Raw genomic sequence first — 24,546 nt, 5'->3', positions numbered from 1 at the left:
CCATTAATTTAGGTTAGCCCAGTCCTGCTGCAGGACTGGCGGGTTTTTTCAACTGTTCAGCTGCTCTTCGTATTTCCGGTAGAATTTCATCACTTGTTCCACGTATTCTTTGCTGTGGTTATAGCGGAAAACAGCCTGCTCCAATTCCCCTTCCGCAGCGCCGTTTGCAGCGAGGTAATTCGCAGCGCTGTACAGGGCGTCCCGGAGATTGAATGGATCGGCTTTGCCGTCACCGTTGCCGTCGACTCCGTAGCCCCCATACTTTTCAATGACGGCGGGATCTGTTTTTTCTTGGTCGCTGATATCTCCTTCACCCAGTCCGCTGCACGTCGGGTGGCTCCATCCCACGAATGTACAGGGCATGAATTGGAGATGCCCTTCCGCCCCGACCGGCGAGACGAGGGGGTCCATAGTAGAGAATTTAGTCTCCACCCGGTGGTGGGCGGCAAGCAGTGTCCAGGGGATGCCATAGGCATCTGCCGCTTCTTTATACAGCGGAATGTAATCATCAGGAACAGACAGGCCGAAAAATTCCTGTGTCCGCTCTCCGATTTTTTGAGGAATTTCCAGTTTATCGGCAAGCAGGATCATCAGGAGTGTCAGCACCACGAATGTGACGGGCGCAAGCAGCAGCGCTGTCCAGATCCTTGACCGATTAACGCGCCTCTTCTTTTTTTTCTTACCCATATCGCCACTCCGATGCATAATCTTTTTCATTAGTTTACCACAGACTCGCTATTTTTACGCACGCGGCTCCGTTACAATGGAAAACGGAGGTGAAATGATTTGTGGAATGATTTCAAGAAATTCGCCGTTAAAGGCAATGTGCTGGACTTGGCCATCGCTGTTGTGATCGGCGCGGCGTTCGGGAAAATCGTTACATCGCTTGTCGAGGACATCATCATGCCGGTTGCGGGTATCCTGCTGGGCGGATACAGCGTGGCCGGACTTGTTTATACATACGGGGAAACGGTCCTCAGGTACGGTGAATTCCTTCAGGCGGTGATCGACTTTTTCATTATCGCTTTTTCGATATTCCTGGTCATCCGGCTGTTCACGAAGTTCAAGCGGAAAGAGGAAACGCCCGCCGAACCGCAAGCGGAAGAAAAAGCGGTGCTCGACACGAAAGAAGAGCTCCTCACGGAAATCCGTGATCTGCTGGCAAAACAAAAACCCGGTTCCTGACCGGGTTTTACTTATTTATTCGGAAAATCATGTTCAGCCCTGCTCTTCGATCAGCGTCTCTACATCCACTGCAATCATATCGACCGGGACATCCTGATAACCCGGGTAATCTTTTACGACTGTCCCTTCCCCGTCCACAAGATAAAAGGTCGTGCCGTGAATCACTTGATCACTGTTCGGGTCATCCTGTATCAGCGTTTTGAACGAATCCGCAGCTAACCCCTTGACCTCTTCCTGTGTGTACCCTGTCAGTAAATGCCATTTGGACTCGTCGGGCACCGGATATTCCGATAAATAGGATTGAAGCTGTTCCGGGGTATCGTTTTCCGGGTCAGCGCTGAATGCGACGATTTTGTAATCTTCCAGTCCTTTCGCTTCCAGTTCTTTCTGAATATCAGTCAGATTGTACGTCATCGGCGGACAGACGGTCTCGCAGTTCGTGAAGATGAACGCGGCGATCCACGGTGTGCCTTGAAGGCTCTCAAGGGATACTTCTTCACCGCGCTGGTCCATATAGGAGAAATCGTTCACTTCCCAATCCATTTCCGCTTCCAATGCGCTGTCCGAACAGCCTGCCAGAAGCGCTGCCGCTCCGATGGCAAACATCAGCATCAGCTGTTTCATTTCATTCTCCTCCAGTCGTTGCTGACTTCATCTTAGCGAAACGGTGTCCGGAGTACAACCGCCCCGCCGCGGAGTTTGTCACAACTTTGTGAAGTCACGGAGCCTGCAGCCCCAGAAGCGCATCATGGATTGCCTGGAGTTTCGTTTCCACTCTGTGCATCAAATAAAAAGATACAAAGATCGGAAACCCGACTTCCTGGATCAGTCTCATCCACTCTTCCATCTTTCAGCCCCCTCCCATCGCAATCAGATTCTTCAGCAAAAGCCCTCCGGGTTGCCGGAGGGCTCGCTGTCATCAGATCTCGTATTCTGTTACGTTGCGTTCGACAATCCGCGCGCCTTTCGCTGCCGCGAATAGTGAGCCTTCCACCGCAAATGCGCCGAGCGCAATGATGGAATCCATCCCTGTTTTCAGCTCAAGTGCGGTCAGATCCGCTCTCGGAGCATCCACTGTGAATGTCGCTTCTTTGCCAAGCGCCGATTCAAAAGTCAATTCCAGTGTCTGTGCCATCAGTCATTTCCTCCTTCCGCTTATGCGTAAATGTTATGCACTGTCTGTTTCTCTACAGAAATCAGCGGCTTCGTACCGAATCCGGCCAATAACTGGGCGGATTGGGACATGCTGTCGGGTGTCGCTGTTTCACTCGCATGCCGGTACGCCTTCACTTTCTTTTTCTGCTTGCCGTTTTCATCCACTCCGTCATCAAGCGTTACGCGGAGGACGGCTTCACTGAATTCGCTTACTGCCATGTCAATCACCTCCTTCATCCGCTATATAGAAAGAGGGAGAAAAAAAGGATACATTTCCCGTGAATTTTCTCAGCGGAGCTTCTATAATAAGGACAGTTGATGAAATGAGGTGAAGACGATGGCGCTGGAAGGATTTTTTCTTTGGTTCATTCTTTTCTGGGTCGTGGTGTTGGCCGGGTCGTTCGCCATCGGCGGCTTTTTTATGTTCCGCAAGTTCCTGAAACAGATGCCGAAAGAAGACGGTAAATCCGATATGGACTGGGAAGAGTATTATGTGGAGAAAACCATCCATTTATGGGGTGAAGATGATAAAGAGCTGCTGAACGAATTGGTCCAGCCGGTCCCCGACCTGTTCCGTCCGGTCGCCAAACAGAAAATCGCGGGCAGGATCGGCGAGCTCGTGCTCAACGAAAACGCGAAATCAGTCGAGCAGGAGCACATCATCAGGGGCTATATTCTCGCTACACCGAAGCGGGACCATAAGTTCCTCCGAAAAAAACTCGCGGAAATGCAGATTGATGTCGGACCGTATGAAAACCTGTTCGAAAAATGAAAGCGCCGTCCCCGTTTAATCGGGGACAGCGCTTTTTGTTTCGTTCTGGAGTTTTTTAAATTGGATAAACATCGCAATCCGCCATGGAACGATCATGCCGAACGCCAAAATCCAGAACATGCCGCTCAGTTCCCCCACATCCACCGATGTACCGATGATCGCTTTCAGAATCAGCCGGAACAGCAGGAGTCCGATCAGAATGAACAGGAATGCCTTTGACTGTTTCATGTATACCGCATCTCCGCGGACTTCGAACTTCGTCGTCACGATCAGCACGACTGAAAACAGCATGCCGACTGCGAAAGCCTCGACGATCTGTGTGAAACCGACGCGGAAAAACGGGACCGTGAACATCAGCGCACCGGTCGACATGAAAAGCGGCGGCAGGATGATTTTCTTTGCGGTCACCGGGTACTTTGCGGCTTTCGAACGGACAAAAACGAGTAGCGATCCCATGAACAAGGCAATCACCGACGTAGCGACCAGCAGGAATCCCGGCGGTATTTGTTCAAACATCATTTTCCTCCTCTGTCTTCTCCGTTATCACAGACCTTGGAATCCGCCGAAGAACGGACTCACAGCCCGGATAAGGTACGACATTCCATCGAAGAACAGCAGTACGCCCACCGCCACCATAACGGTTCCGCCGGCTTTCATGATCATGCCGCTGCGCCGTTTGATCCAATCCATGCGGGTAATGAAGAAAGACAGGACAAAGAACGGAATGGCAAAGCCGAGAACATAGGCGAGCATATACCAGATGCCCGCGCCGGGATTCGTCGCTGCCAGGCTGTAGACAGCTCCTGTAATCGGCCCTGTGCAGGGTGTCCAGCCGGCGGCAAATGCGATGCCGATGACGAACGTGCCAAGGTAACCGGATGGCCTGTTCCGGAAGGTGATCTTCTTGTCCTGCATCAGGAAGCCGGGTGTGAAAATCCCCAGGATGACCAGACCGAAAAAGACAATGAAAATCGCGCCGACTTGGCGGATCAAATCATCGTACATGACGAACCAATCGCTCACCAAGGATGTGCTGAACCCGAGCGCGATGAATATCGCGGAAAAGCCGGCCAGGAAAAACACGGTATGCAGCACCGCCCGCTGCTGCATCATTCCCCGTTCATTCTTCAGCTCATTGACGCTCATGCCGGTTATATAAGATAAAAAGGCCGGATACAGCGGAAGGCAGCAGGGGGAAATGAAACTCAGAAACCCTGCGCCGAACGCCAGAAACAAAGATAATTCCGCACCCAAAGCCGTCACTCCTTCATTTTTCCTCTCCTCATCGTACCAAATATCCGCCTAAAAGACTCCCTCCTTGTTTGTGAAATCTTTTTGACGGATATCGTCCGCGGGCTCAGGAATCCCGGTGCAGCGAAATAGGTGAATTTTGCTAGGCCTGCTCCGCCACATGGTTCTGGAGAAGGTTCATTTTGTGGTACAGGCCTCCTGTTGCAAGGAGTTCCTGGTGCGTCCCCCGCTCCACGATCTCGCCGTGGTGAAGGACGAGGATCTGGTCGGCATCCTGTATGGTGGACAGGCGGTGCGCAATCGCAATGGTCGTCCGCCCTTTCCTCATTCTTTCGAGGCTGGACTGAATCGCGATTTCAGTCTCGGTGTCGATGTTCGCGGTCGCTTCATCCAGGACCAGGATGCGCGGGTCCGCAGCGATTGTCCGGGCGAATGCAATCAGCTGACGCTGGCCGCTCGAGAACGTCGCGCCTCTTTCGGTCACTTTTTGGTCATAGCCGTGCGGCAGTGAACGGATGAATGGATCCGCCTGCACGAATTCCGCTGCCGCCCTCACTTCCGAATCGGTCATTTCTTTGTTATGGAGGCGAATGTTGCTTTCAATGGTTCCATAAAACAGGAAGGGATCCTGGAGAACGAGACCGGTTTTATTGCGGAATTCTGCCGCTTCAAAATCCCGGACGGACTGGCCGTCGATTTTGATCTCGCCCCGTTCGAACTCATAAAAGCGCATCAGCAGATTGATGATCGAACTTTTTCCGCTTCCGGTATGGCCGACGAGCGCGATCGTCTCTCCCGGTTCGGCGGTGAAGGTGATGTTCTTCAATACGTCCGTCCGGCCGTCGTATGAAAACGAAACATTTCGGAATTCGATTTTCCCTTCAGTGATTTCAGCGCGCTTGCCGCCCTGGCGGGGGACGGTTTCACTGTCGTCGAGCACAGTGAAGACCCGGGATGCCGCCACGATCGCCTGCTGGAACAGAGAAAGGCGGCGCATGACCTGATTGACCGGTTCAAAAAAGCGGTCGATGTATGTCACGAATGCGTAAATGGTACCGGCTTCCACTGCCGTGCCGAAAGATGTGATGCCGAAGTAGCTGAGGAGCAGGATGATCGCCCCTGCATAGATGAGGTCGATTGCCGGATGCAGCATCAGACTGTCCAGCCGGATGTTCCGCCGGCCCGCCCGGTAATGTTCTTTGTTGATCGCTTCAAACTCTTCCTGAAGCCGTTCTTCTTGACGGAACGCCTGGATCATGCCCATTCCCTGCAGAGATTCGGATAATTTTGCATTAAGCTGGCTGAGACGCTCCCGCAGATCCTGATAAAATACCGAACTGTATTTCCGATAGGCGGCCACGATCCAGATCATGACAGGCAGCAGCAGAAGCACAATGAGTGCCAGCCGCCAATTCAGCAGGAACATGGCGATATAGACCCCGGTCACCAGGAAAGCGCTCTGCACGAATCCGGTCAGGACACCGACGAACATTTCCTTGATCGCTTCCGTATCATTCGTCACCCGTGATACCGTACTGCCGGCCGGTGTCCGGTCAAAGTAGCGCATGCCGAGGTGATGGACTTTTGAAAAAACATCAATCCGGAGCTCCCGGATGACATTCAAGGCGACTTCCTGGAACTTCAGCAGCTGGAAATAGCTGACGAATACGCTGATGACCACGATTCCGGCATATGCGGCGGCCAGCCCGATCACTCCAGTGCGGGGGAAATGGCCTGTCGCCAGGTGCCGGTCGATGAACGTCTTGATGATCAGCGGGCCGAGCACATCCCCCGCGACAGTCAGCGCAAGCAGGAAGAGTGCGCCCGCGAGCGCTTTTTTGTGAGGCTTCAAGTATGTAAGGAGCCGTTTGAAAACTTGCCACTGTTCTTTGCCGGTAAGTTTCGGCTGCTGTTCTTGTTCCATTACAATACGCCTCCCTGCTCAACGAGCGCTTCAAGCTGTTGCAGATCATACATTTCACGGTAACGGCCGCCGAGCATCATCAGTTCTTCGTGGGTTCCCGCTTCTTCCACTGTCCCCTCATGCATGACCAAAATGAGATGCGCATGCTGAATGGCGCTCAGCCGGTGAGAAGTGATGATGGTCGTCTCCCCTGTCCGCGCTTTTTTCAGCGATTCGAGGATCGCTTCCTCCGTCCTCGCATCGACAGCGGACAGCGAATCGTCCAAAATCAGGAGCTCCGGTTCCGAAATCAGCGCTCGCGCGATGGAAACCCGCTGTTTCTGGCCACCCGACAAGGAAACTCCGCGTTCTCCGACAACCGTGTCATACCCTTTCGGAAACAGGAGGATATCTTCGTGGATATGCGCCAGTTTCGCAGCTTCCATCACTTCGCTGTCCGTCGCTTCCGGACGGGCGAATGCGATATTATCCCGGATGCTCATCGAAAACAGGAAATGATCCTGCGGCACATAGCCGATCGCTTCCCGCAGCCGCTGTTTCCGAAAATCGGGCAGCGGGACCTTGCCGTAGGTGATTTCGCCTTCATAGCCTTCGAATTCCCGAAGAAGCAGCCGGAGGATCGCGGTCTTGCCGGATCCCGTTTTACCTGCGATTCCGAGCGTTTCCCCTTCTTTCAATTCAAAACGGACATCCCGGAGTACCGGCTCTTCTTCCGGTTCAAACCTGAACGATCCGATATTGAATGAAAGATCGCCAGCCGGCAGCCGATCGATCGCTCCTTCCCGATCTTCGATATCCGGACGGACTGCCAGCAGCTGCCGGATGCGATCATAAGAGGCCCTGCCCCGCTCCACGATATTGAACAGCCAGCCGAACGCAAGCATCGGCCAGACAAGGAGGCCGAGGTATGCAGTGAACGCAATCAAGTCCCCCACGGTCATACCGCCATTAATGACAAAGTAAGAACCGAACCCGATTGTCAGGAGGTAACAGATCCCGATGATCGCTGAAATTGTCGGATCGAACAGCGAATCGATTTTGGCCACCCGGATGTTTTTCTCAACGACATCGGCTGACATCTGCTTGAAATCATCGATATCTTCCTGTTCCTGACCGAATGTTTTCAGCACTTTCACTCCTGAAATGCTTTCTTGCGTTTTATCATTCAAATCCGAGAAAGCTTCCTGTGCTCCGTGGAACCGTTCGTGGAGGAGCCGTCCGTACCAGCTCGTAAGGATGATCATAACCGGAAAAGGCAGAATCACAATCAAAGTTAATTTCCAGTTGATTGTGATGGCCATGGCGGCAATGACGAATCCTCCCGTAACGATGGAATCAACCAGCGTCAGCACACCGGAGCTCGCTGTCTGCTGAACAGCCTGAAGATCGTTCGTTGCGTGCGCCATCAAGTCACCTACACGCCGTTTTTGATAAAACGAAGGAGACATCTGAGTAAAATGCCTGTACAAATCTTTCCGCAAATTCCGCGCAAGGACCAGTGCCGAGCCGAAAATCATTTGCCGCCACCAGTACCGCAGGACGTACATGCCGACAGCTGCAGCTGCCAGAATCCCAAGCCACTTCAGCAGAAATCCTGCCGTCAGCGTGCCCGCCCCGATCGCATCCACTACGAAGCCGATGATTTTCGGCGGCAGCAGCTGAAGAAGCGCAACGAGCAGCAACATAATGACACCGACCGCATACTGCTTTTTCCGTTCCTTAAAAAACCAGCTTAGGTCAAAGAAAACGCGCATAATCAGTCTCCCTCTTTCGGATTTTCCAACTCCCTTATTTTAGCAGAGGGTATCCTGTCCGTCTCTTGTTTCTTTTGTGGTCTTTTGCTTTACCTTGTGTAATTTTTTACTTTAAATTCCCCCTTTAAAAAACGCACCGTTTAATCTCCAGCGGTGCGTTTTTTTGCTTCTTCGATTTGAATTTTCACTTGCCTGAACCCGGTCCCGCCTTCTGAATCCCGTCTTGCGACGGCATTGTACGGATCGAGCGCTTCATATATATCCTCTTCGATCAGCGGACTGGCTTCCTTCAGCTCGGAAAGCGGAAGATCCCGTAAATAAATCCCGCGCTGGATGCAGGCGAACACCAGCCGCCCTGTCACATCATGTGCTTCCCTGAATGGAAGCCCTTTGGCCGCCAAGTAATCGGCAAGTTCCGTCGCATTGGAATAGTCCGACTGGACCGCCTGCGACAGACGGTTTTCTTTTACAGTCATCGTCCGGATCATCCCTTCAAAGATCCGGATAGAGCCTTTGAGCGTGGTGACGGTATCGAACATCCCTTCCTTGTCTTCCTGCATGTCCTTGTTGTAGGCGAGCGGCAGGCCTTTCAAGGTGGTCAGCAGGCTCACGAGGTGTCCGTATACCCGGCCGGTCTTGCCCCGGATAAGTTCTGCCATATCAGGATTCTTTTTCTGCGGCATAATGCTCGAGCCTGTCGAAAATGCGTCATCGAGTTCGATGAAGCCGAATTCCTCGCTTGACCAAAGGATGATTTCTTCAGCGAAGCGGGACAAGTGCATCATCAGAATGGAAGCACCGGAAAGGAATTCAGCGATGAAGTCCCGGTCGCTGACCGCATCGATGCTGTTTTCATAGACGGCAGAAAACCCGAGCAGTTCCGCGGTCTGGCGGCGGTCGATCGGAAACGTCGTCCCGGCCATCGCACCGGCTCCGAGCGGCGATATGTCGATGCGTTTCAACGAATCCTCAAAGCGCTGCCGGTCCCGTTCAAGCATCCAGAAATACGCCATCAGGTGGTGGGCGAATGACACGGGCTGTGCCCGCTGAAGGTGCGTATAGCCGGGAGCGAGCGTGTCGATATGGGCTTCCGCCTTACCGATGATCGCCTCCTGGAAAAGCGTGAGCAATCCGGTGATTTCCTGGACATTCCGTTTTAAGTACAGATGCATATCCGTCGCCACCTGGTCGTTCCGGCTCCGGCCGGTGTGGAGTTTTCCACCTGCCGGGCCGATTGCATCTGTCAGGTGCTTTTCAAGATTCAGATGGATATCTTCGAGTTCCGCAGAGTAGTCGAGCTGACCGGCTGCCGCTTTTTCCTTCAGCTGTTCCAGTCCGGCCAAGATGCTGTCTGCATCCTGTTCCGGCAGGATCCCCTGCGACTTCAGCATCGTGACATGAGCCATGCTCCCTTGAAGATCTTCCTGAACCAGTTCTTTGTCGAATGAAATGGAAGCGCCGAATTCGTCCACCCACTGCTCAGCCGGTTTCTGGAATCGTCCGCCCCAAAGTTTATCCGTCATGCTTTCACCTTATCCTTCGAGTGGACACTGGAATGCACAACGGTCGGCAGGCCCCACAGTTCAATGAAACCTGGAGCGGCATCATGGCTGAACATATCTCCGGCCGAATAAGTCGCAAGTTTTTCATTGTACAGGGAATTCGGCGATTTGCGCCCTTCCGCGATTGCATGCCCTTTGAACAGTTTCACGCGCACAGTGCCATTCACATATTGCTGCGTCTCCTCAAGGAATGCCTTCAAGGCTGGCGTCAATGCAGAAAACCAAAGGCCTTCATAAATCACTTCCGTCAGTTTTTTCTCGATGACCGGCTTGAAATGGGCAAGTTCCTTCACGAGTGTCAGATCCTCAAGTTCCTTATGCGCAGTCAGCAGTGTGACCGCCCCTGGGCATTCATAAATTTCGCGGGACTTAATACCGATGAGACGGTTCTCCACGTGGTCGATTCGCCCGATTCCATGCTTCCCGGCCACACCGTTCAGCGCATGGATCATATCCGACAGACTGTAGGCGATCCCGTTCAATGTAACGGGCACCCCTTTTTCAAAACCGATTTCCACCACATCGGCTTCATCCGGCGTTTCCTCGAGAGGGGCTGTCAGTGCATACGCTTCCTCCGGCGGAGCTGTCCACGGATTCTCAAGGACGCCGCATTCATTGGAACGGCCCCAAAGATTCATATCGATCGAAAACGGGCTGTCGAGATTAATCGGAATCGGAATGCCCTTCTGTTTCGCATATTCGATTTCTTCATCTCTTGTCCATCCCCACTCACGGACAGGCGCCAGCACTTCCAGCGAAGGATTGAGCGCTTTGATGGAGACTTCGAATCTTACTTGGTCGTTCCCTTTCCCTGTACAGCCATGGGCCACCGCGTCAGCGCCATACTCCTCTGCGATTTCGACCAGCTTTTTGGAGATGAGCGGGCGTGACAGTGCGGATACGAGCGGGTACTTCCCTTCGTATAGCGTGTGCGCCTGAAGGGCGATGAGCGCGAACTGTTCTGCGAACTCATCCCGCGCATCGATCATCAGGCTTTCAGATGCGCCGATCCCATAAGCTTTTTCTTTTACTGCGTCCAGGTCCTTCCCTTCCCCTACATCGAGACATACCGCTATCACTTCATACCCTTTCTCGATCAGCCATGGAATCGCCACCGATGTATCAAGGCCGCCCGAGTAGGCCAGCACCGCTTTCTTTTTCATGAATATACAACTCCTTTGGATTTTTATTCATATTCCAGCAATGAAAGCAGTATATCACGGTATATTTAATTATTCAACAGTATAACCATGCGTTTTTCATGTAAGCCTTTTCATAGAAAAAACACCCCCGATACCGGCGCAGGCCGATATCGGAAGTGCTGCTTTTGCTGATCTTATTCCGTTGCTTCCGCTGCTGCAGGTGCTTCCCCGTCGATCGTATATTCATGGGTTTCCAAGTCGATCTGTACTTCACGGATTTCACCGGATTCCATATCCGTGTAAATGAAGCCAAGCATGCCGTCCTGGACGATCGGCCGGCCCAAAATGGACAGATCCCCGAGTTCTTCACTTTCGATGAAAGCGGCGATCGCATCCGCCTGCTCCTGTGCTTCAGCGTTGTTCAGAATCGTCACCGTCCCGGCTTCCGCTTCCAGCGGATACTGTCCGGTCGGCTCGCCTTCATACGATACAACCACTTTCTGTCCGGCCGCGATTTCGCTGATCGTTCCTTCTGCTCCATCTTCGTAAACGACTTCCGTGCCGTCACCGACTGAGAATAAAATACCGTTGACGAGGAAACCTTCCGACTGTACTTGGGAAATGAAGCCTTCCTCCTCGTAGACAGTGGCATCTGCCGGTTCTGCCGGTTCTTCAGCTACTTCCTCTTCCGCCTCGGGTTCCGTCACTTCTTCCGTCTCTTCAGCCGGCACTTCTTCCGTCACTTCCTCCACCGGCGTTTCCTCTTCTGCCGGTTCCGCTTCTTCTGCACACGAAGCCAAGAACACGGCAGAAGCCGCAAGTATTGCCCATTTTTTCATATCGAATCCTTCCTTTCATTTTTTATTGAAAAACCGTTTTCCCGCCCTCTCTATCAGCGAAGGGAGAAGGGCGTGGAGTTTGTGCCCCGCATTCAGTATACGGGGCATATTCACTTCCCGGACCGGCCGGCCGAGCACTTCCATGATTTTCTCCGCGACAGCGTCCGGCTGGAGCAGCATCCGGCCGGCGGAACGGCGATAATTTCCGGTGCTGTCTGCCAGGTCCAGGAATTCCGTATCCACCGGCCCTGTATTGACGACCGTCACTTCCGCTTTCCCGGCAGTCTCCATCCGGACGGCATTGGCATAGCCGAGAAGCGCATGCTTCGTCGCAGCGTAGACGGAAGCTTTGGGCGTCGCCACTTTCCCCGCCATCGACACGACATAGACGAGGTGGAGGCCAGGGCTGCTGTTCAGAAGATGGCGGGTCACTTCCATGACCGAAAGGACATTCACCTCGAACATCTCCCGCATCTCATCGGATGACTGCTCCCCTGCCGGTCTGAAAAATCCGATTCCCGCCGCGAATACCGCAGCATCGACCGGCGGCAGCTGGCCCATGAACCGCTCCGTGTCTTGCCGATGCCGGAAATCCGCTTGGATGGCAACGGCGCCGCGTTCTTCCAGTTCAGCGAGTTTCCCGGTGTTCCGTCCAGCAGCGATGACGCGGTGGCCGTCATTGAGAAGACGGAGGACGAGCAGCCGGCCGATGCCCCCTGTCGCGCCGGTCACAAGGACCGTCTTACGTCCGTTCATAATAAAAGACGCCCCGCCCGTCCGCAAGTTCAGTGATCAGTCCGTCTTCAAGAAGGTAATCAAGCTGGCCGATCGTTTCCGATAAGGTAAGGCCCAATTCCTTTTCGAATTTATGCGGGAACAGCTTCTTGGTCGTTTCGTAAACAGTCAGCGGGCCCTGTTCCAGCATGCCGTAAACTTTCATCGCCCGCTCATGCTGGCTGGCCAGTCTGGCGCCGATCAGCCGGTGCACATTCCGGACATCGATTCCGTGTCCGCTGTAAATGACATCGACCGGCATTTCCAAAAGACGCTTCAGGTTGCCGTTATACTGGATGAGGGATTTCGGCCGTCCGTCCTCGGGATCCAGCGGCGGCTCGATGAGCGGATTCGATGAAACTGTCGCCAAAAGCAGATCGCCTCCGATCATCTCGCCGGTCGCTTCGTTCCAGAACGCCAGATGGCTCTGCGCATGGCCGAGCGTCTCCATCACTTCCCATTCTTCGTGGCCCGGCAGCTTGTCTTCTTCATGAAGAAAAACATCGAGCGGTCTGCTGCCGATCAGCCGGACCGGCCGCTTCATTTTTTCCACCCAATGGAAGGCATCTTCCGGCACACCTTCCTCTTCGAGTCTTGCCCGGTAAAAGGCATCATGGTACGCCAGAAATGCATCATCCCGCTTAAGCCAGACGTCATTGTAGACATGACCGAGGATTTTGGCGTCCGGAAATCCATCGACCCATCCCGCATGGTCAGGGTGATGATGCGTGAGGACCACCTGTTCCACATCTTCCGGCCGGTACCCTGCACTTTCTATTCCCTTTTTCAGGGCAATCCATGCATCCGGGGTTTTCGGTCCCGCATCGAACAGCGTCAGGACGTCCCCATCCATGAGATAAGTATTGACGTCCCCCACTGCAAAAGGTGTCGGGAGAGTGATTTTATGTATAGTCATTGGATCGTCCCCTTTCAGACTGAATGCTTATTCATTCAGTTTACAGTCCGCGGGGCCGTTTGACAATGCAACTGGAAGTCCGTATAATTTTTGTGTCGAAACAATTACGGTGAAACAACTAGAAAAAAGCGGAAACAGAGCGTTTTCGTCCTTGCCAGCAACATGGACGGAACCGCTTTTTATTTTGAAGGAGTGATGGAAAGAATGAAAATTGTTTGTATCGGTGCAGGATCGATGGCGGAAGCGATGATCAACGGCTGGATCCGGAAGCGGATTCTGCGACCAGGTGATATCGCGGTCATGAATAAATCGGACGAGGACCGCCTCGATTACCTCGAACACGAATACGGCGTGCGGAAAGTCGATGACGACCTGTCTGCCATATCCGAAGCGAAGTTCCTCCTGTTGGCGGTGAAACCGAAGGATGTCGGTGTCGCTTTGGCTTCTGTCCGGGAATTCATCCGGAAAGATGTCGTCATCCTCTCGGTCGTCGCAGGTGTGTCGATCGATGCCATCCAGAAAGCGGCGGGCGACCACGCAGTAGCGCGGGCTATGCCGAACACCTCCGCACACGTCGGCAAATCTGCGACCGGTGTCGTCTGGAGTAAGGCGGTCACGAAAGAACAGCAGTATGAAGTCCGCGACCTCCTCAATTCGATCGGCAGCGTGACTGTCGTCGGGGAAGATAAACTCCACGGCGTCACCGGCGTGGCCGGCAGCGGGCCCGCTTACTTGTACTTGATGGCCGAAGCGATGGTCGAAGCCGGGATGGAAGAAGGGCTGGAACACATGGATGCCATGCGCCTTGTCCGCCAGACGTTCCTCGGCGCGGCCGACATGATGCAGCACGACGATTTCAGCGTCCTGCGGAAAAAGATCACCAGCCCGAACGGAACGACACAGGCCGGGCTCAACGCGCTGATCGAGAATGGTTTCAAGGAAGCGGTCCATGAAGGCGTGAAAAGCGCGGCTGCCCGTTCGAAAGAGCTCGGCAAGGAGTTCAGCTGACATGGCGCGGCTATTTGAACCGTTCACACTGCGCGGCGTGACATTCAAAAACCGGATTGTCATGGCGCCGATGTGCATGTATGAAGTCCATAAAGAAGACGGGATCGCCACAGATTGGCACCGGGTCCATTACGCCTCACGGGCGGTCGGACAGGCTGGGCTGATCATTCTTGAAGCGACCGCCGTCCAGCCGAAAGGCCGCATTTCCGCACAGGATTTGGGCATCTGGGATGACCGGCATACCGCTGGTTTAAAGGATGTGGTCAAGCTTATCCAGAACAATGGCTCAAAGGCCGGCATCCAGCTGGCGCACGCCGGACGGAAAGCGACTGTTGACGGGACGATTTATTCATCATCCGCCGCTCCGTTCAGCGAAAAATACAAAACACCCGAAGCGATGACCGCGGCAGACATCCGGGAAACGGTTGATGCATTCAAGGCAGCCGCCGAGCGGTCTTCGAAAGCCGGATTCGATGTTATCGAACTCCACGCGGCGCATGGTTACTTGATTAATCAATTTCTGTCGCCGCTCGTCAATGATCGGACGGATGAATACGGCGGAACGGCCGAAAACCGGTACCGGTTCCTCCGGGAGATCATCGATGCCGTCCGTACCGTTTGGGAAGGTCCGCTGTTTGTGCGGATTTCAGCATCGGACTGGACGGAGAATGGCATGACGCCGGAAAGCTATATTGAAATGACCCGCTGGATGAAGGAGCAGGGCGCCGATTTGATCGACGTGTCGTCCGGAGCGGTCGTGCCGGCGAAGATTGATGTTTATCCGGGCTACCAGGTGCCGTTTTCCGAAACAATCCGTCAGCGGACGCCGATTGCCACGGGTGCGGTCGGCCTGATCACCGAAGGGGTCCAGGCGGAAGAGATTCTTCGGAACGGCCGTGCCGATCTGATTTTCCTCGCCCGCGAGCTGCTGCGGGATCCTTACTGGCCCTACCGTGCAGCGAAACAGCTCGGAATTGAAATCGATGTGCCAAAGCCGTACGAACGCGGCTGGATCTGAATCCGGCAACATGTCGTCAGCATATAAAAAGACTGAATCCGACGCTGGATTCAGTCTTTTTCATTTGACGGAAAGAGACGCTCTCTGTTCCAGGTGAATTCTCTGAAATCTTCGGCAATATAGACCGGACTGAAGACCGATTCCGCTTCATCCAAGAGAAGCCGGTGCTCCGAAGGAAGAAATCGGGCGCTCAAGTGATTGATGATCAGCGCTTTCGCTCCGGCCTCCTTCGCTGTCCGCGCCGCCTCTTCTGCTGTTGAATGCCCGTAAGGCCCTGCGAGATCCGCCGTCCCCTTATTGAACGTCCCTTCGTGGACGAGACAGTCGGCGTCGGTCGCCAGCCGGACAGCCGCTTCCGTAAATCGGGTATCCCCCAGGATCGCGAGAGTAAAGCCGGGCGCGCCCGGTGCCGTGACATCCGCACTCCGGACGACCGTACCGTCTTCAAGGACGATATCTTGCCCGTTTTTCAGCTTCCCGAGGAGCGGCCCTTTCGGCACTCCGAAAGACGCCGCCTTTTCCGGCAGCAGCACAGGCGGCAGCGGCTGCTGGTTGATCCGGTAGCCGAATGTTGGAATGACGTGATCGAGCAGCCGGGCGTCGACCCGGAACTCTCCGTCATCAAAAATCGTCCCCTCATTTATTTCATGGATTTCCAGCGGATACGTCAGATGCGTCCGGCTCAGCCGGAGCGTCGTCTCAATCCATTCTTTCAACCCCGGTGGGCCGTAAATGGCGAGCGGATCGGTACCGCCTAGGAAGGAACGGGAGCCGAGCAGACCGGGCAGACCGAAAATATGGTCGCCGTGCATATGGGTGATGAAGATTTTTTCGATTTTCCGCGGCTTTAGCGTGGTCCGCAAAATTTGGTGCTGCGTCGCTTCCCCGCAGTCGAACAGCCACACTGTCCCCCGCTCTTCCAGCAATTTCAGTGCAAGCGAGCTCGTATTGCGTTCTTTGGAAGGCATCCCTCCGCCAGTCCCTAAAAACAAAAGCTGCATTTCCTACCTACTCCCTCTCATGGTCATCCAGAAAATCCTTGCTGAAGCTTGTTTCCGACACTGATTCGATGCGCCTCCGGCCTGTCCCTTTCCGGAGCACTTGTTTACCATATTTCGATTCAAGCTTGTCCATAAGGCGCAGCACCGGCTCATCTTTTGCATGCTTTTCGAAATCAAACAGGGAAAGCTGCTCAGCGGCCTCCTGCTTTTCGATGACGTTCGAGACTGTGACGCCGACGAGGCGCAGCGGCGTGCCATCCCAGTGGCGGTCAAAAAGGGTGATGGCGGCATCGGCGATCTCCTCTTTCCGGTAAATCGGATTGCGGAGGGTGGCGCTTCTCGACCGGTTCTGCCAGTCGAACGTCCGCATCTGGATGGTGACCGTCGGACCTGACAGTGCTTTCGCCTCTAGCCGGCGGGCCACTTTTGCACTCAGCGACCGGAACGCCTCGTGGAGTTTCCGGTCATCCGTCTCATCGGCGGGCAGTGTCGTGGAAGCACCGATGCTCTTCGTATCGTATACCGAATCAGGATCCACGAGGCGTTCATCTTCCCCATTCGCCCGTTTCCGGAGACGGATCCCGTATTTGCCGAGTCCGCTCTTGATTGTTCCTTCGTCCGCCTGTGCCAGCTCCCCGATCGTCCGGATATTGAGCGATTTTAATTTCCTTGCTGTACTTTCGCCGATTCCGTGCATTTCCAGCACTTCAAGGGGCCAGAGCCTTTCCCGGATATCCCGTTTCCGGAGAACAGTGATACCCATCGGTTTTTTCATATCCGAAGCGGTCTTCGCCAAAAACTTGTTCGGCGCGATACCGATGGAACATGGAAGATCCAATTCATTCCGGATCCGGAGCTGGATCTCCTCGGCGATCCCGATGGCATCCCGTTCCTTCGACAGCGCCGTGACATCCATATACCCTTCATCGATCGATACGGGCTCCACCAGATCGGTGTATGTCCGAAGCAGATCGAACATCGCTTTGGAAGCGGCGCGGTACCGATCGAAATTCGGCGGAAGGATCACCAGGGCCGGCAGTTTCCGTTTCGCTTCGAAGACGGGCATCGTCGTGTAGATGCCATGAGCCCGCGCTTCATAAGAACACGTGACGATGATGCCGCGGCGTTCTTTCGGATTCCCTGCGATGGCCAGCGCCTTCCCTTTCAGTGATGGATCATGTGACTGTTCGACCGACGCATAAAAACTGTTCATATCAATATGGAATATTACCCGTCCCGCCATCGGAATCGCTCCAATGCTCATTTTCTCCAGTTTACCAGAAATGTCCGCCCATTGAAAAAAGAGCAGGTGGCAAGGCACCCGCCCTTTCTGTCATTTTGCCGCTTCCCGGACCACCTCAACAAGCAGTTCCGCCAGTTTTTCCAGCTCCTCCACCGGCATCCGTTCGGATTTCGTGTGGATGTCTTCATATCCGACACACAGGTTGACGGTCGGTATTCCGAATCCGGCAATGATATTCGCATCGCTTCCTCCGCCGCTTGTCAGAATCGGGGATGGCCGGCCGATGCTGGCCGCCGCCCGCTTCGCCACTTCCACCACCCGGTCCCCTTCTTCAAAGCGGAACCCCGGATACATCAACTCCACTTCCGTTTCCGCGCTTCCGCCATGTTTTTCGGCTGTTTCGCGGAATGTATCCACCATGTGCTCCGTCTGCCGGTCGAGCTTTTCCTTGACGATCGACCGGGCTTCCGAAAGGATGAAGGCTTCTTCTGTGACGATGTTTGTCGCCTTTCCCCCTTCGAACCGGCCGATATTCGCCGTCGTCTCGCTGTCGATCCGGCCCAGTTTCATCGCTGCAATCCCTTTTGCAGCAAGCGTGATGGCCGAAATCCCTTTTTCAGGCGCCACACCGGCATGAGCGGTTTTGCCTGTGATCGTCGTATGGAGCTTTGCCTGAAAAGGCGCGGCGGTGACGATTCCGCCGACTTTCCCGTCACTGTCCACCGCATAGCCATAATCCGCGTCCAAAAGCGAGCGGTCCAGTTCCCGTGCGCCGGCCAGTCCGCTTTCTTCTCCTGCGGTGATCACAAACTGGATCTGGCCGTGCGGAATGTTTTGTTCCTTCAGATTCCGCGCCATTTCGAACAATGCCGCGATCCCGGCTTTGTCGTCGGCGCCGAGAATGGTCGTGCCATCCGTCACGACATAGCCGTCTTTGACGGATGGTTTGACGCCTTCCCCCGGCACGACGGTATCCATATGCACCGTGAAGTAGATGGAATCCGTATCTTCCTTCGTTGCCGGCAGCGTCGCGATCAGATTGCCGGATCCGTGACCGTTGCGGCTTGCCGCGTCATCTTCCTGCACAGTGAAACCGAGCGAGCCGAGTTTCTGCTGGAGCACTTTCGAAATCTCCTCTTCATGCTTTGTTTCCGAATCGATCTGCACCAATTCCAGGAATTCCTGGAGCAGCCGTTCCTTATTCACATAATCACCTCTTCTGAAAAGTTAAAGTGGGATGTTGCCGTGTTTTTTATACGGACGTTCTTCTTTTTTATTGCGCATCATTTCGAGCCCTTGAATCAGTTTGATCCGCGTTTCCCTTGGATCGATGACGTCGTCGACCATGCCGCGGGAAGCAGCCACGTACGGATTGGCGAATTTCTCGCGGTACTCCTCGATTTTCTGTGCGCGTGTCGCTTCCGGATCATCACTTCCGGCGATTTCCCGGGCAAAAATGATATTCGCCGCGCCATTCGGCCCCATGACCGCGATTTCGGCGTTCGGCCATGAAAAGACGAGGTCCGCGCCGATCGATTTCGAGTTCAGCGCGACGTAAGCTCCCCCGTATGCTTTTCGGAGAATGACCGTCATTTTCGGTACAGTCGCTTCCGAGTACGCGTACAGGATTTTCGCTCCATGCCGGATGATGCCGCCGTGTTCCTGTTTGATCCCCGGGAAGAATCCGGTCACATCTTCGAACGTGATGATCGGCACATTGAATGAATCACAGAATCGGATGAATCGGGCTGCTTTGTCTGAAGAATCGATGTCCAATCCGCCGGCCATCACTTTCGGCTGATTGCAGACGAGCCCGACTGTCTCCCCTTTGATGCGGGCGAACCCGACTACGATGTTGCGGGCGAACTCCGGCTGCACTTCCAAGAAAGAGCCGCTGTCCGCCACTTCTTCGATCACTTTCCGGACGTCATACGGCCGTGTCGCTTCAAAAGGAACGATGTCCGCAAGGTCCGGCCGGTAATCGTCCCGGTCGCCGCTGTCCAGTCTCGGCGGTTTTTCTTCGTTGTTTTGGGGCAGGTAGCCGATAAGCCGGCGAACCTGCTCCAGCACTTCTTCTTCCGATTCGGCACGGAAATGCGCGTTACCGCTGATCGAATTATGTACTTTTGAACCGCCCAGATCTTCGGAGGAAATTTTTTCTCCGGTCACCGTCCCGATCACTTTCGGTCCGGTGATGAACATCTGGCTTGTCTTATCCACCATGAAAACGAAATCCGTAATGGCCGGTGAATAAACCGCGCCGCCCGCACAAGGCCCCATGATGACCGAGATCTGCGGGATGACGCCGGAATAGATGGCGTTGCGGTAAAAGATATGGCCGTACCCGTCAAGCGACAGGACGCCTTCTTGGATCCGGGCCCCGCCAGAGTCGTTCAGGCCGATGAACGGCGCGCCGTTTTTCGCCGCCAGATCCATGACATTGGCAATCTTCTGCGCGTGCATTTCGCCGAGGGCGCCGCCGAAGACGGTGAAATCTTGTGAAAACAGATAGATCGGCCGGCGTCCACTTTGCCGTAACCGGTCACCACTCCTTCTCCCGGCCCTTCGCCCAGTCCGAAATCGGTCGTCCGGTGCTCGACAAACGGATTCAGTTCGATGAATGAACCTTCATCGACGAGCAGATCGATCCGCTCCCGGGCAGTCAGTTTCCCTTTGTCGTGCTGTTTTTCAATCCGGTCATCACCGCCGCCGAGTTCAATTTTTGTTTTTCGGTCATACAGTTCATTGATCTTCTCGTAAATGTCCATTCCTTCTACTCCTTTTTACCGCTTTTGTCGCACAATTCATATAGCACGCCGTACGAGGATTTGGGATGCAAAAAAGCGACTTGTGCACCGCCCGCCCCGGGTTTCGGTTCCTCGTTCAGAAGCCGGACGCCGTGTTCCCGGAGGTCGGCCATCCGTTCTTCGATCCCGGAAACGCCGAATGCGATGTGATGGATGCCTTCGCCTTTTTTATCAATGAACTTCCGGATGGCACTGTCTTCCTGCATCGGTTCCAGGAGTTCCAGTTTAATGTTGCCGGCATCGATAAAGGCGACCCGTACGCCCTGAGAAGGCACTTCTTCCACTTTCATGAGCGGACAGCCGAGTGTTTCCGTATAATACGGGAGGGTCCGTTCGAGACTCTCCACTGCGATGCCGATATGATCGACCCGTTCCATAATCACTTGCACCTCCTGCTGTTGTCTTCTTTCATTGTACTGATTCCCTCGGCACTTCGCCACTGCCGCTTTCCCAAACGGGTTTTTAATGCTATCATTCTAGTTAGTAAACCGAGCGCAAAGGAGAAAATCATATTATGAGAAACAAGAACTTCCGCACATTCATCGTTTATATGATGATCGGCATCATGGTTCTGTCGAGCCTGCTGTTTGGAATCAGCTTCATCCTATAAATCAATCACGTATAGTCTAAAGGCAGCGGCGCTATCATGCCACTGCCTTTCAATTCGACTGCCAATGGGAGGATCAGATGCAATTGCTCATGCACCGCCTGTCAGCTTTCCGGACGGCTGGCGCAATCCTGCTCCTGTCCGTCCTGTTCTTTCTCATTTTGTTTGTTCCGCAGCTTTTTGAACCGGCGTTCCTATTGATCAAGGACAGCTTCATTTCCATCCACCTGCTGTTCGAGATGGCTGCGATCTTCACATCGCTGAGCATAGCGCTGTACGGGTGGGTGTCGCTCAGGCACGGAAGCCAGGAAGTGCCGGCGCTGCTGCCCGCTTTTTTTCTCTCAGTCGCTGTGTTCGATCTGCTCCATGTCACCACGTTCCCGGGAATGCCTGAGTTCTTCGGACTCGTCTCCATCCAAAAAGCCGTCTGGTTCTGGTCAGCAGCCCGCCTGACTGAAGGATTCATTTTCCTGCTGAGCGCATTTCTGCTGAATAAAGCGGCAAAACGGTTCCGGCGGGAGCTTTTCTTCGTGGCTGCCGCCTTTGCCGCATCCGTTTCCGCTCTCGTCATATCCGATTCCTTTATCCTGCCGCCGCTCATCAGCGGCAGTTCGCCGAACGGGCTGAAGGTCACGATCGAAACGGCGGTCGTCATCCTGCATCTTACAGCGATCACCGTTCTCCTTTGGGAGAGGAAAGACAGGGACAGTCACGTGCCTGGTGAATTTTTTGTGGCCTCTGTCGCCATCATTTTCGCCTCGGTCTTCTTCATGGCCTACAGTACGCCGACCGATATGATTAGCTTGGCAGGGCACGTATTCAAAGCAGCAGGGTACTTGGCGATTCTGCGCCTCGTCTATTTACGGAACATCGAAGCGCCGTTCCTGAAAATCAAGCTGCTTCATGACCGGAATCGGTCGATGCTGAATACCGTTGACATCGGTATGCTCGAAACCGATTCGGGGGGAATCATCCGGTTCATGAACATCCCGGCCCGGCTTGCCCTACTTTCGCCAAATGAAAACGGAGTGGGCCAGTCGATTTATTCCTTCCGTTCTGAAGAAGGGGAAGGCCATGACTTCTCGGAAATGAAACGGACGAATGGCGATACCTTCCCGGCGGAGGTCGAACGGTTTCCTCTTATGGAAAAAGGCATGATCACCGGGTATGTCTACACGATGCGGGACCTTACGGAAGCGATCCGGCAGGAAAAAATGGAAAAAGAGCAGCAGCAGCTGGATTTTGAATTGAAAGCGGCGGCGAATGTCCAGAAATCGCTGCTGCAGTCAAGCAACAACAGCGCCCATCCCCATATCGGCGTCATCAGCATCCCGTACCGGCAGCTGAATGGGGACTTCTACGATATCAGTGTCACTGATGAATTCACGCTGTTTTCGGTGGCGGATATCAGCGGAAAAGGGATTCCGGCCGCCATTCAGATGTCGATGATCACGTATGCCATGGGGCAGAGCGATCCGCTGACCGAGAAACCGCACGAAATTCTGGCTTCGCTCAACCGGTTCGTCAATCGGTATACCGCTGACACGAACTTCATCACGATGTTCATCTGTTTTTTCAATGAACGGAACGGAGAGCTTCTGTACAGTTCAGGCGGCCACGAGCCGGCACTCGTCTACCGGGCGGCAACCGGTGAGATCGAAGAGCTCCGGACAAAAGGGGCGGGGCTTGGGTTCATTATGGAGTCCACTTACGAAACCCGCCGGACAGTGCTGGCAGACGGAGATTTCGCAGTGCTGTACACGGACGGCATCTCGGAAGACCGCGGCCGCGAAGATGTGGATTCACCGGATACGCTCAAAGCCGCCATGCTGCAAGCCGATCCGGGCCGGACTGCTGAACAGATGGCCCGGCAACTGCTGGAGTATGTCCAGAAGCACAAGATCATAGAGGCCACCGATGATCAGACCATCGCGGTGCTGAAGAAAAACCCGAACTGAAGAAAAGAGCGGCAGCCTGTCATGAGGCTGCCGCTCTTTTACTTTTTTGGTTTTTGGCACGTTCCGGATCGGCGTCCGGAATCCGCATCGCCGGATCTTTCGGCCGTTCATTTATGCCGGAATCCCTTGTAGCTTTGTTTGATTTCCAAATACTCTTCCATTTCGCCGATAAACTGATAAAGCGCCGCCATTGACCGGAATTTCTCATGATTGTCCGGCAGCGGCATGTCCGCAAACTCCTGCTTGACCCGATCCAGTTTTCCTAAATAATGGCCAGCGGTGTTTCCGGAATGGACATGGTCCGCCAAATCCTCAAGGAATTCAGCGATAAGGCCCGATTGATTTACCGTTACGGGAAGCGCGGTAATTTGCGGCAGCACCCGCTCGATGATCTCGAATTGCCGTTCCCGCATATCAAAGTACTGATAATAGCGGTTTTCCTTCCGGGCGAGGTGATTCTCAACGTCCTGATAGGCGAGCGCTTTCGCTTTCGGCAGCAGCTGAGCGGCTTCCGTCAGTTCCCGGCCGGTCCAATCCGATTCCCCTTTTCTCAAGTAGCTGGCCACTTCCTTGAAAATGGCTGATATGCACTGTTCCAGGCGGACCCGGTATTCATCAAGTCTCCGGTCGATGCTCGGCATATAGACATTCACTAGAAGCGCCGTTCCGAAGCCGACGGTCATCAGAAGCAATTCATTGAAGAAAAATCCCCAAGTCAGCATGCCATAGTCCAATATATGGAGAAGGATGACCGTACTGGAAACGAACCCGTCGGTGAGCCGGAAGGAAACAAGTACCGGAATGAACAGAATCAGCACGAAACCGAGGACCGCCGGCTCATATGTGAATCCTTCAAAAAATGCGAACGCGAACAAAATGGCGATGAGGGACGCCACAAATCTGGAAAAGGCCGCTCTGACCGATTTCCGTTTCGTCGGCTGTATGCACAAAATCGTGAGGATCCCCGCGGAAACATAGTAATCGAGGTCCAGCAGCAGGGCGAGGTAAATGGCCACCGGGGCACCGATGGCTGTCTTCAGCGTCCGGTAACCGATTGAAAAGCGTCTGAACTTCATATTAACTCCCTTCCGGACACAAAAAATGCCCCTCGGAAAGGGGCATTCGCTCTGTTAAATCTCTTCGCAGTGTTCTTCCATCAGCGACTGGAGATGCGTAATGACAGACATCGGATCATGTCCTTCAATCTCGTGGCGGCCGACTTCAGCCACAAGCTGTCCGTCCTTGAGAAGGGCGAACGAAGGCGATGACGGGAGGTGATCTTCACCGAACAGATCCCGCGCCTGCGCTGTCGCTTCTTTATCCTGGCCGGCGAACACCGTATACAGATGGTCTGGCCGCTTGTCATAGTGGAGAGCATGGAGCGCAGCGGGACGGGCGATGCCACCTGCGCAGCCGCACACCGAATTGATCATGACGAGGCTGGTGCCTTTTTCAGAAAAAGCATTCTGCACTTCTTCCGGTGTCCGGAGTTCTTTATAGCCGCCGTTCACGAGTTCCTGACGCGCGTTTGTCACCAGGTCGTTCATGAACAGATCGAAATTCATATTCATTTTTGTCACTCCTTAGGATTTCATGAGTTCATCATACCAGTTCATGGGAGTTTTCGCAA

General features: G+C 54.0%; 26 protein-coding genes and 1 pseudogene. 6 read left to right on the top strand and 21 right to left on the bottom strand.

The window, feature by feature from the left end:
• Positions 1-48: 48 nt before the first annotated feature.
• Positions 49-687, bottom strand: a complete 639-nt coding sequence (locus CCE92_RS04960) for a lytic transglycosylase domain-containing protein (protein ID WP_088006418.1) — start codon at positions 685-687, stop codon at positions 49-51.
• Positions 688-786: 99 nt separating this feature from the next.
• Between CCE92_RS04960 and mscL the strand changes: the two genes are divergently transcribed.
• Positions 787-1,185: a large conductance mechanosensitive channel protein MscL gene (mscL, locus tag CCE92_RS04955; protein WP_088006417.1), complete on the top strand. Its 399-nt coding sequence runs from the start codon at positions 787-789 to the stop codon at positions 1,183-1,185.
• 33 nt (positions 1,186-1,218) lie between these two features.
• On the opposite strand, the gene CCE92_RS04950 is transcribed toward mscL, so the two are convergent.
• The 4 genes from CCE92_RS04950 to CCE92_RS04935 form a co-directional block, all read right to left on the bottom strand.
• Positions 1,219-1,809 (bottom strand): SCO family protein, encoded by a 591-nt coding sequence (locus CCE92_RS04950; RefSeq protein WP_088006416.1) that lies wholly within the window; start codon positions 1,807-1,809, stop codon positions 1,219-1,221.
• Between the two features lie 94 nt (positions 1,810-1,903).
• Complete coding sequence (locus tag CCE92_RS04945) at positions 1,904-2,032, bottom strand: YvrJ family protein (protein ID WP_088006415.1); 129 nt, start codon at positions 2,030-2,032, stop codon at positions 1,904-1,906.
• 72 nt (positions 2,033-2,104) lie between these two features.
• On the bottom strand, positions 2,105-2,320 hold the full coding sequence (locus CCE92_RS04940; RefSeq protein ID WP_088006414.1) for a DUF2922 domain-containing protein: 216 nt from the start codon (positions 2,318-2,320) through the stop codon (positions 2,105-2,107).
• A 20-nt stretch (positions 2,321-2,340) separates the two neighbouring features.
• Entirely contained in the window at positions 2,341-2,559 is a 219-nt protein-coding gene (locus CCE92_RS04935; protein WP_162287812.1) for a DUF1659 domain-containing protein, read from the bottom strand.
• A gap of 118 nt (positions 2,560-2,677) precedes the next feature.
• Here CCE92_RS04935 and CCE92_RS04930 point away from each other — a divergent pair, with 118 nt between their 5' ends.
• Positions 2,678-3,112 (top strand): DUF2621 domain-containing protein, encoded by a 435-nt coding sequence (locus tag CCE92_RS04930; RefSeq protein ID WP_088006412.1) that lies wholly within the window; start codon positions 2,678-2,680, stop codon positions 3,110-3,112.
• A 15-nt stretch (positions 3,113-3,127) separates the two neighbouring features.
• On the opposite strand, the gene CCE92_RS04925 is transcribed toward CCE92_RS04930, so the two are convergent.
• The 9 genes from CCE92_RS04925 to CCE92_RS04885 form a co-directional block, all read right to left on the bottom strand.
• Positions 3,128-3,628, bottom strand: a complete 501-nt coding sequence (locus CCE92_RS04925; RefSeq protein WP_088006411.1) for a CcdC family protein — start codon at positions 3,626-3,628, stop codon at positions 3,128-3,130.
• A gap of 27 nt (positions 3,629-3,655) precedes the next feature.
• Positions 3,656-4,366: a cytochrome c biogenesis CcdA family protein gene (locus CCE92_RS04920; RefSeq protein WP_088006410.1), complete on the bottom strand. Its 711-nt coding sequence runs from the start codon at positions 4,364-4,366 to the stop codon at positions 3,656-3,658.
• 139 nt (positions 4,367-4,505) lie between these two features.
• A complete protein-coding gene (locus tag CCE92_RS04915) occupies positions 4,506-6,287 on the bottom strand; it encodes an ABC transporter ATP-binding protein (RefSeq protein WP_088006409.1) in 1,782 nt (593 codons plus the stop codon).
• Entirely contained in the window at positions 6,287-8,041 is a 1,755-nt protein-coding gene (locus CCE92_RS04910) for an ABC transporter ATP-binding protein (RefSeq protein WP_088006408.1), read from the bottom strand. Before CCE92_RS04910 ends, CCE92_RS04915 begins: the two co-directional genes overlap by 1 nt.
• A 140-nt stretch (positions 8,042-8,181) precedes the next feature.
• Positions 8,182-9,564, bottom strand: a complete 1,383-nt coding sequence (gene argH / locus CCE92_RS04905; RefSeq protein ID WP_088006407.1) for an argininosuccinate lyase — start codon at positions 9,562-9,564, stop codon at positions 8,182-8,184.
• On the bottom strand, positions 9,561-10,766 hold the full coding sequence (locus CCE92_RS04900) for an argininosuccinate synthase (RefSeq protein ID WP_088006406.1): 1,206 nt from the start codon (positions 10,764-10,766) through the stop codon (positions 9,561-9,563). Before CCE92_RS04900 ends, argH begins: the two co-directional genes overlap by 4 nt.
• 173 nt (positions 10,767-10,939) lie before the next feature.
• On the bottom strand, positions 10,940-11,584 hold the full coding sequence (locus tag CCE92_RS04895) for a hypothetical protein (protein WP_088006405.1): 645 nt from the start codon (positions 11,582-11,584) through the stop codon (positions 10,940-10,942).
• A 15-nt stretch (positions 11,585-11,599) separates the two neighbouring features.
• Complete coding sequence (locus CCE92_RS04890) at positions 11,600-12,340, bottom strand: SDR family NAD(P)-dependent oxidoreductase (RefSeq protein WP_088006404.1); 741 nt, start codon at positions 12,338-12,340, stop codon at positions 11,600-11,602.
• Positions 12,327-13,274: an MBL fold metallo-hydrolase gene (locus CCE92_RS04885; RefSeq protein WP_088006403.1), complete on the bottom strand. Its 948-nt coding sequence runs from the start codon at positions 13,272-13,274 to the stop codon at positions 12,327-12,329. The genes CCE92_RS04890 and CCE92_RS04885 overlap by 14 nt, the downstream gene beginning before the upstream one ends.
• 204 nt (positions 13,275-13,478) lie before the next feature.
• Between CCE92_RS04885 and proC the strand changes: the two genes are divergently transcribed.
• A complete protein-coding gene (gene proC / locus CCE92_RS04880; RefSeq protein WP_088006423.1) occupies positions 13,479-14,282 on the top strand; it encodes a pyrroline-5-carboxylate reductase in 804 nt (267 codons plus the stop codon).
• 1 nt (position 14,283) lies between these two features.
• A complete protein-coding gene (namA, locus tag CCE92_RS04875; protein WP_088006402.1) occupies positions 14,284-15,300 on the top strand; it encodes an NADPH dehydrogenase NamA in 1,017 nt (338 codons plus the stop codon).
• 50 nt (positions 15,301-15,350) lie between these two features.
• Here the strand turns inward: namA and rnz are convergent, their stop codons facing one another.
• From rnz to mce, 5 genes and pseudogenes are all read right to left on the bottom strand, one after another.
• The gene (rnz, locus tag CCE92_RS04870) at positions 15,351-16,301 is read right to left on the bottom strand and encodes a ribonuclease Z (RefSeq protein ID WP_088006401.1); all 951 of its coding nucleotides are present in this window, start codon (positions 16,299-16,301) and stop codon (positions 15,351-15,353) included.
• Positions 16,302-16,308: 7 nt separating this feature from the next.
• Positions 16,309-17,544 (bottom strand): DNA polymerase IV, encoded by a 1,236-nt coding sequence (locus tag CCE92_RS04865; protein WP_088006400.1) that lies wholly within the window; start codon positions 17,542-17,544, stop codon positions 16,309-16,311.
• A 90-nt stretch (positions 17,545-17,634) separates the two neighbouring features.
• The gene (locus CCE92_RS04860; RefSeq protein WP_088006399.1) at positions 17,635-18,750 is read right to left on the bottom strand and encodes a M20/M25/M40 family metallo-hydrolase; all 1,116 of its coding nucleotides are present in this window, start codon (positions 18,748-18,750) and stop codon (positions 17,635-17,637) included.
• A 21-nt stretch (positions 18,751-18,771) separates the two neighbouring features.
• Positions 18,772-20,312 (bottom strand): annotated as a pseudogene (locus tag CCE92_RS04855) (acyl-CoA carboxylase subunit beta).
• Between the two features lie 5 nt (positions 20,313-20,317).
• Positions 20,318-20,728 (bottom strand): methylmalonyl-CoA epimerase, encoded by a 411-nt coding sequence (gene mce, locus CCE92_RS04850; protein WP_088006398.1) that lies wholly within the window; start codon positions 20,726-20,728, stop codon positions 20,318-20,320.
• Positions 20,729-20,865: 137 nt separating this feature from the next.
• Between mce and prli42 the strand changes: the two genes are divergently transcribed.
• Both prli42 and CCE92_RS04845 read left to right on the top strand, forming a co-directional pair.
• Positions 20,866-20,961 (top strand): stressosome-associated protein Prli42, encoded by a 96-nt coding sequence (gene prli42 / locus CCE92_RS15810; protein WP_155522826.1) that lies wholly within the window; start codon positions 20,866-20,868, stop codon positions 20,959-20,961.
• A 77-nt stretch (positions 20,962-21,038) separates the two neighbouring features.
• Positions 21,039-22,916 (top strand): MASE3 domain-containing protein, encoded by a 1,878-nt coding sequence (locus CCE92_RS04845; RefSeq protein ID WP_088006397.1) that lies wholly within the window; start codon positions 21,039-21,041, stop codon positions 22,914-22,916.
• 107 nt (positions 22,917-23,023) lie between these two features.
• Here the strand turns inward: CCE92_RS04845 and CCE92_RS04840 are convergent, their stop codons facing one another.
• Both CCE92_RS04840 and CCE92_RS04835 read right to left on the bottom strand, forming a co-directional pair.
• The gene (locus CCE92_RS04840; RefSeq protein ID WP_088006396.1) at positions 23,024-23,992 is read right to left on the bottom strand and encodes an aromatic acid exporter family protein; all 969 of its coding nucleotides are present in this window, start codon (positions 23,990-23,992) and stop codon (positions 23,024-23,026) included.
• A 54-nt stretch (positions 23,993-24,046) separates the two neighbouring features.
• Positions 24,047-24,487, bottom strand: a complete 441-nt coding sequence (locus CCE92_RS04835; RefSeq protein WP_088006395.1) for a BrxA/BrxB family bacilliredoxin — start codon at positions 24,485-24,487, stop codon at positions 24,047-24,049.
• Between the last annotated feature and the right edge of the window lie 59 nt (positions 24,488-24,546).

This window comes from Indiicoccus explosivorum (assembly GCF_002167005.1).
In the GTDB taxonomy this organism is placed as follows: Bacteria; Bacillota; Bacilli; order Bacillales_A; family Planococcaceae; genus Indiicoccus; species Indiicoccus explosivorum.
Note: the sequence above shows the minus strand (reverse complement) of the source record. Positions and strands in the feature narration are given on the sequence as shown.

Excerpts from the sequence above, each read along its gene's own strand:
- CCE92_RS04910 (WP_088006408.1), bottom strand. The coding sequence starts at position 8,041 with ATGCGCGTTTTCTTTGACCTAAGCTGGTTTTTTAAGGAACGGAAAAAG.
- CCE92_RS04840 (WP_088006396.1), bottom strand. The coding sequence starts at position 23,992 with ATGAAGTTCAGACGCTTTTCAATCGGTTACCGGACGCTGAAGACAGCC.
- prli42 (WP_155522826.1), top strand. The coding sequence starts at position 20,866 with ATGAGAAACAAGAACTTCCGCACATTCATCGTTTATATGATGATCGGC.
- CCE92_RS04960 (WP_088006418.1), bottom strand. The coding sequence starts at position 687 with ATGGGTAAGAAAAAAAAGAAGAGGCGCGTTAATCGGTCAAGGATCTGG.
- CCE92_RS04950 (WP_088006416.1), bottom strand. The coding sequence starts at position 1,809 with ATGAAACAGCTGATGCTGATGTTTGCCATCGGAGCGGCAGCGCTTCTG.
- CCE92_RS04940 (WP_088006414.1), bottom strand. The coding sequence starts at position 2,320 with ATGGCACAGACACTGGAATTGACTTTTGAATCGGCGCTTGGCAAAGAA.
- argH (WP_088006407.1), bottom strand. The coding sequence starts at position 9,564 with ATGACGGATAAACTTTGGGGCGGACGATTCCAGAAACCGGCTGAGCAG.
- CCE92_RS04945 (WP_088006415.1), bottom strand. The coding sequence starts at position 2,032 with ATGGAAGAGTGGATGAGACTGATCCAGGAAGTCGGGTTTCCGATCTTT.
- mce (WP_088006398.1), bottom strand. The coding sequence starts at position 20,728 with ATGGAACGGGTCGATCATATCGGCATCGCAGTGGAGAGTCTCGAACGG.
- proC (WP_088006423.1), top strand. The coding sequence starts at position 13,479 with ATGAAAATTGTTTGTATCGGTGCAGGATCGATGGCGGAAGCGATGATC.
- CCE92_RS04845 (WP_088006397.1), top strand. The coding sequence starts at position 21,039 with ATGCAATTGCTCATGCACCGCCTGTCAGCTTTCCGGACGGCTGGCGCA.
- CCE92_RS04930 (WP_088006412.1), top strand. The coding sequence starts at position 2,678 with ATGGCGCTGGAAGGATTTTTTCTTTGGTTCATTCTTTTCTGGGTCGTG.
- CCE92_RS04935 (WP_162287812.1), bottom strand. The coding sequence starts at position 2,559 with ATGGCAGTAAGCGAATTCAGTGAAGCCGTCCTCCGCGTAACGCTTGAT.
- CCE92_RS04865 (WP_088006400.1), bottom strand. The coding sequence starts at position 17,544 with ATGGCGGGACGGGTAATATTCCATATTGATATGAACAGTTTTTATGCG.
- CCE92_RS04835 (WP_088006395.1), bottom strand. The coding sequence starts at position 24,487 with ATGAATATGAATTTCGATCTGTTCATGAACGACCTGGTGACAAACGCG.
- namA (WP_088006402.1), top strand. The coding sequence starts at position 14,284 with ATGGCGCGGCTATTTGAACCGTTCACACTGCGCGGCGTGACATTCAAA.
- rnz (WP_088006401.1), bottom strand. The coding sequence starts at position 16,301 with ATGCAGCTTTTGTTTTTAGGGACTGGCGGAGGGATGCCTTCCAAAGAA.
- CCE92_RS04890 (WP_088006404.1), bottom strand. The coding sequence starts at position 12,340 with ATGAACGGACGTAAGACGGTCCTTGTGACCGGCGCGACAGGGGGCATC.
- CCE92_RS04885 (WP_088006403.1), bottom strand. The coding sequence starts at position 13,274 with ATGACTATACATAAAATCACTCTCCCGACACCTTTTGCAGTGGGGGAC.
- CCE92_RS04895 (WP_088006405.1), bottom strand. The coding sequence starts at position 11,584 with ATGAAAAAATGGGCAATACTTGCGGCTTCTGCCGTGTTCTTGGCTTCG.
- CCE92_RS04925 (WP_088006411.1), bottom strand. The coding sequence starts at position 3,628 with ATGTTTGAACAAATACCGCCGGGATTCCTGCTGGTCGCTACGTCGGTG.
- CCE92_RS04900 (WP_088006406.1), bottom strand. The coding sequence starts at position 10,766 with ATGAAAAAGAAAGCGGTGCTGGCCTACTCGGGCGGCCTTGATACATCG.
- CCE92_RS04915 (WP_088006409.1), bottom strand. The coding sequence starts at position 6,287 with ATGGAACAAGAACAGCAGCCGAAACTTACCGGCAAAGAACAGTGGCAA.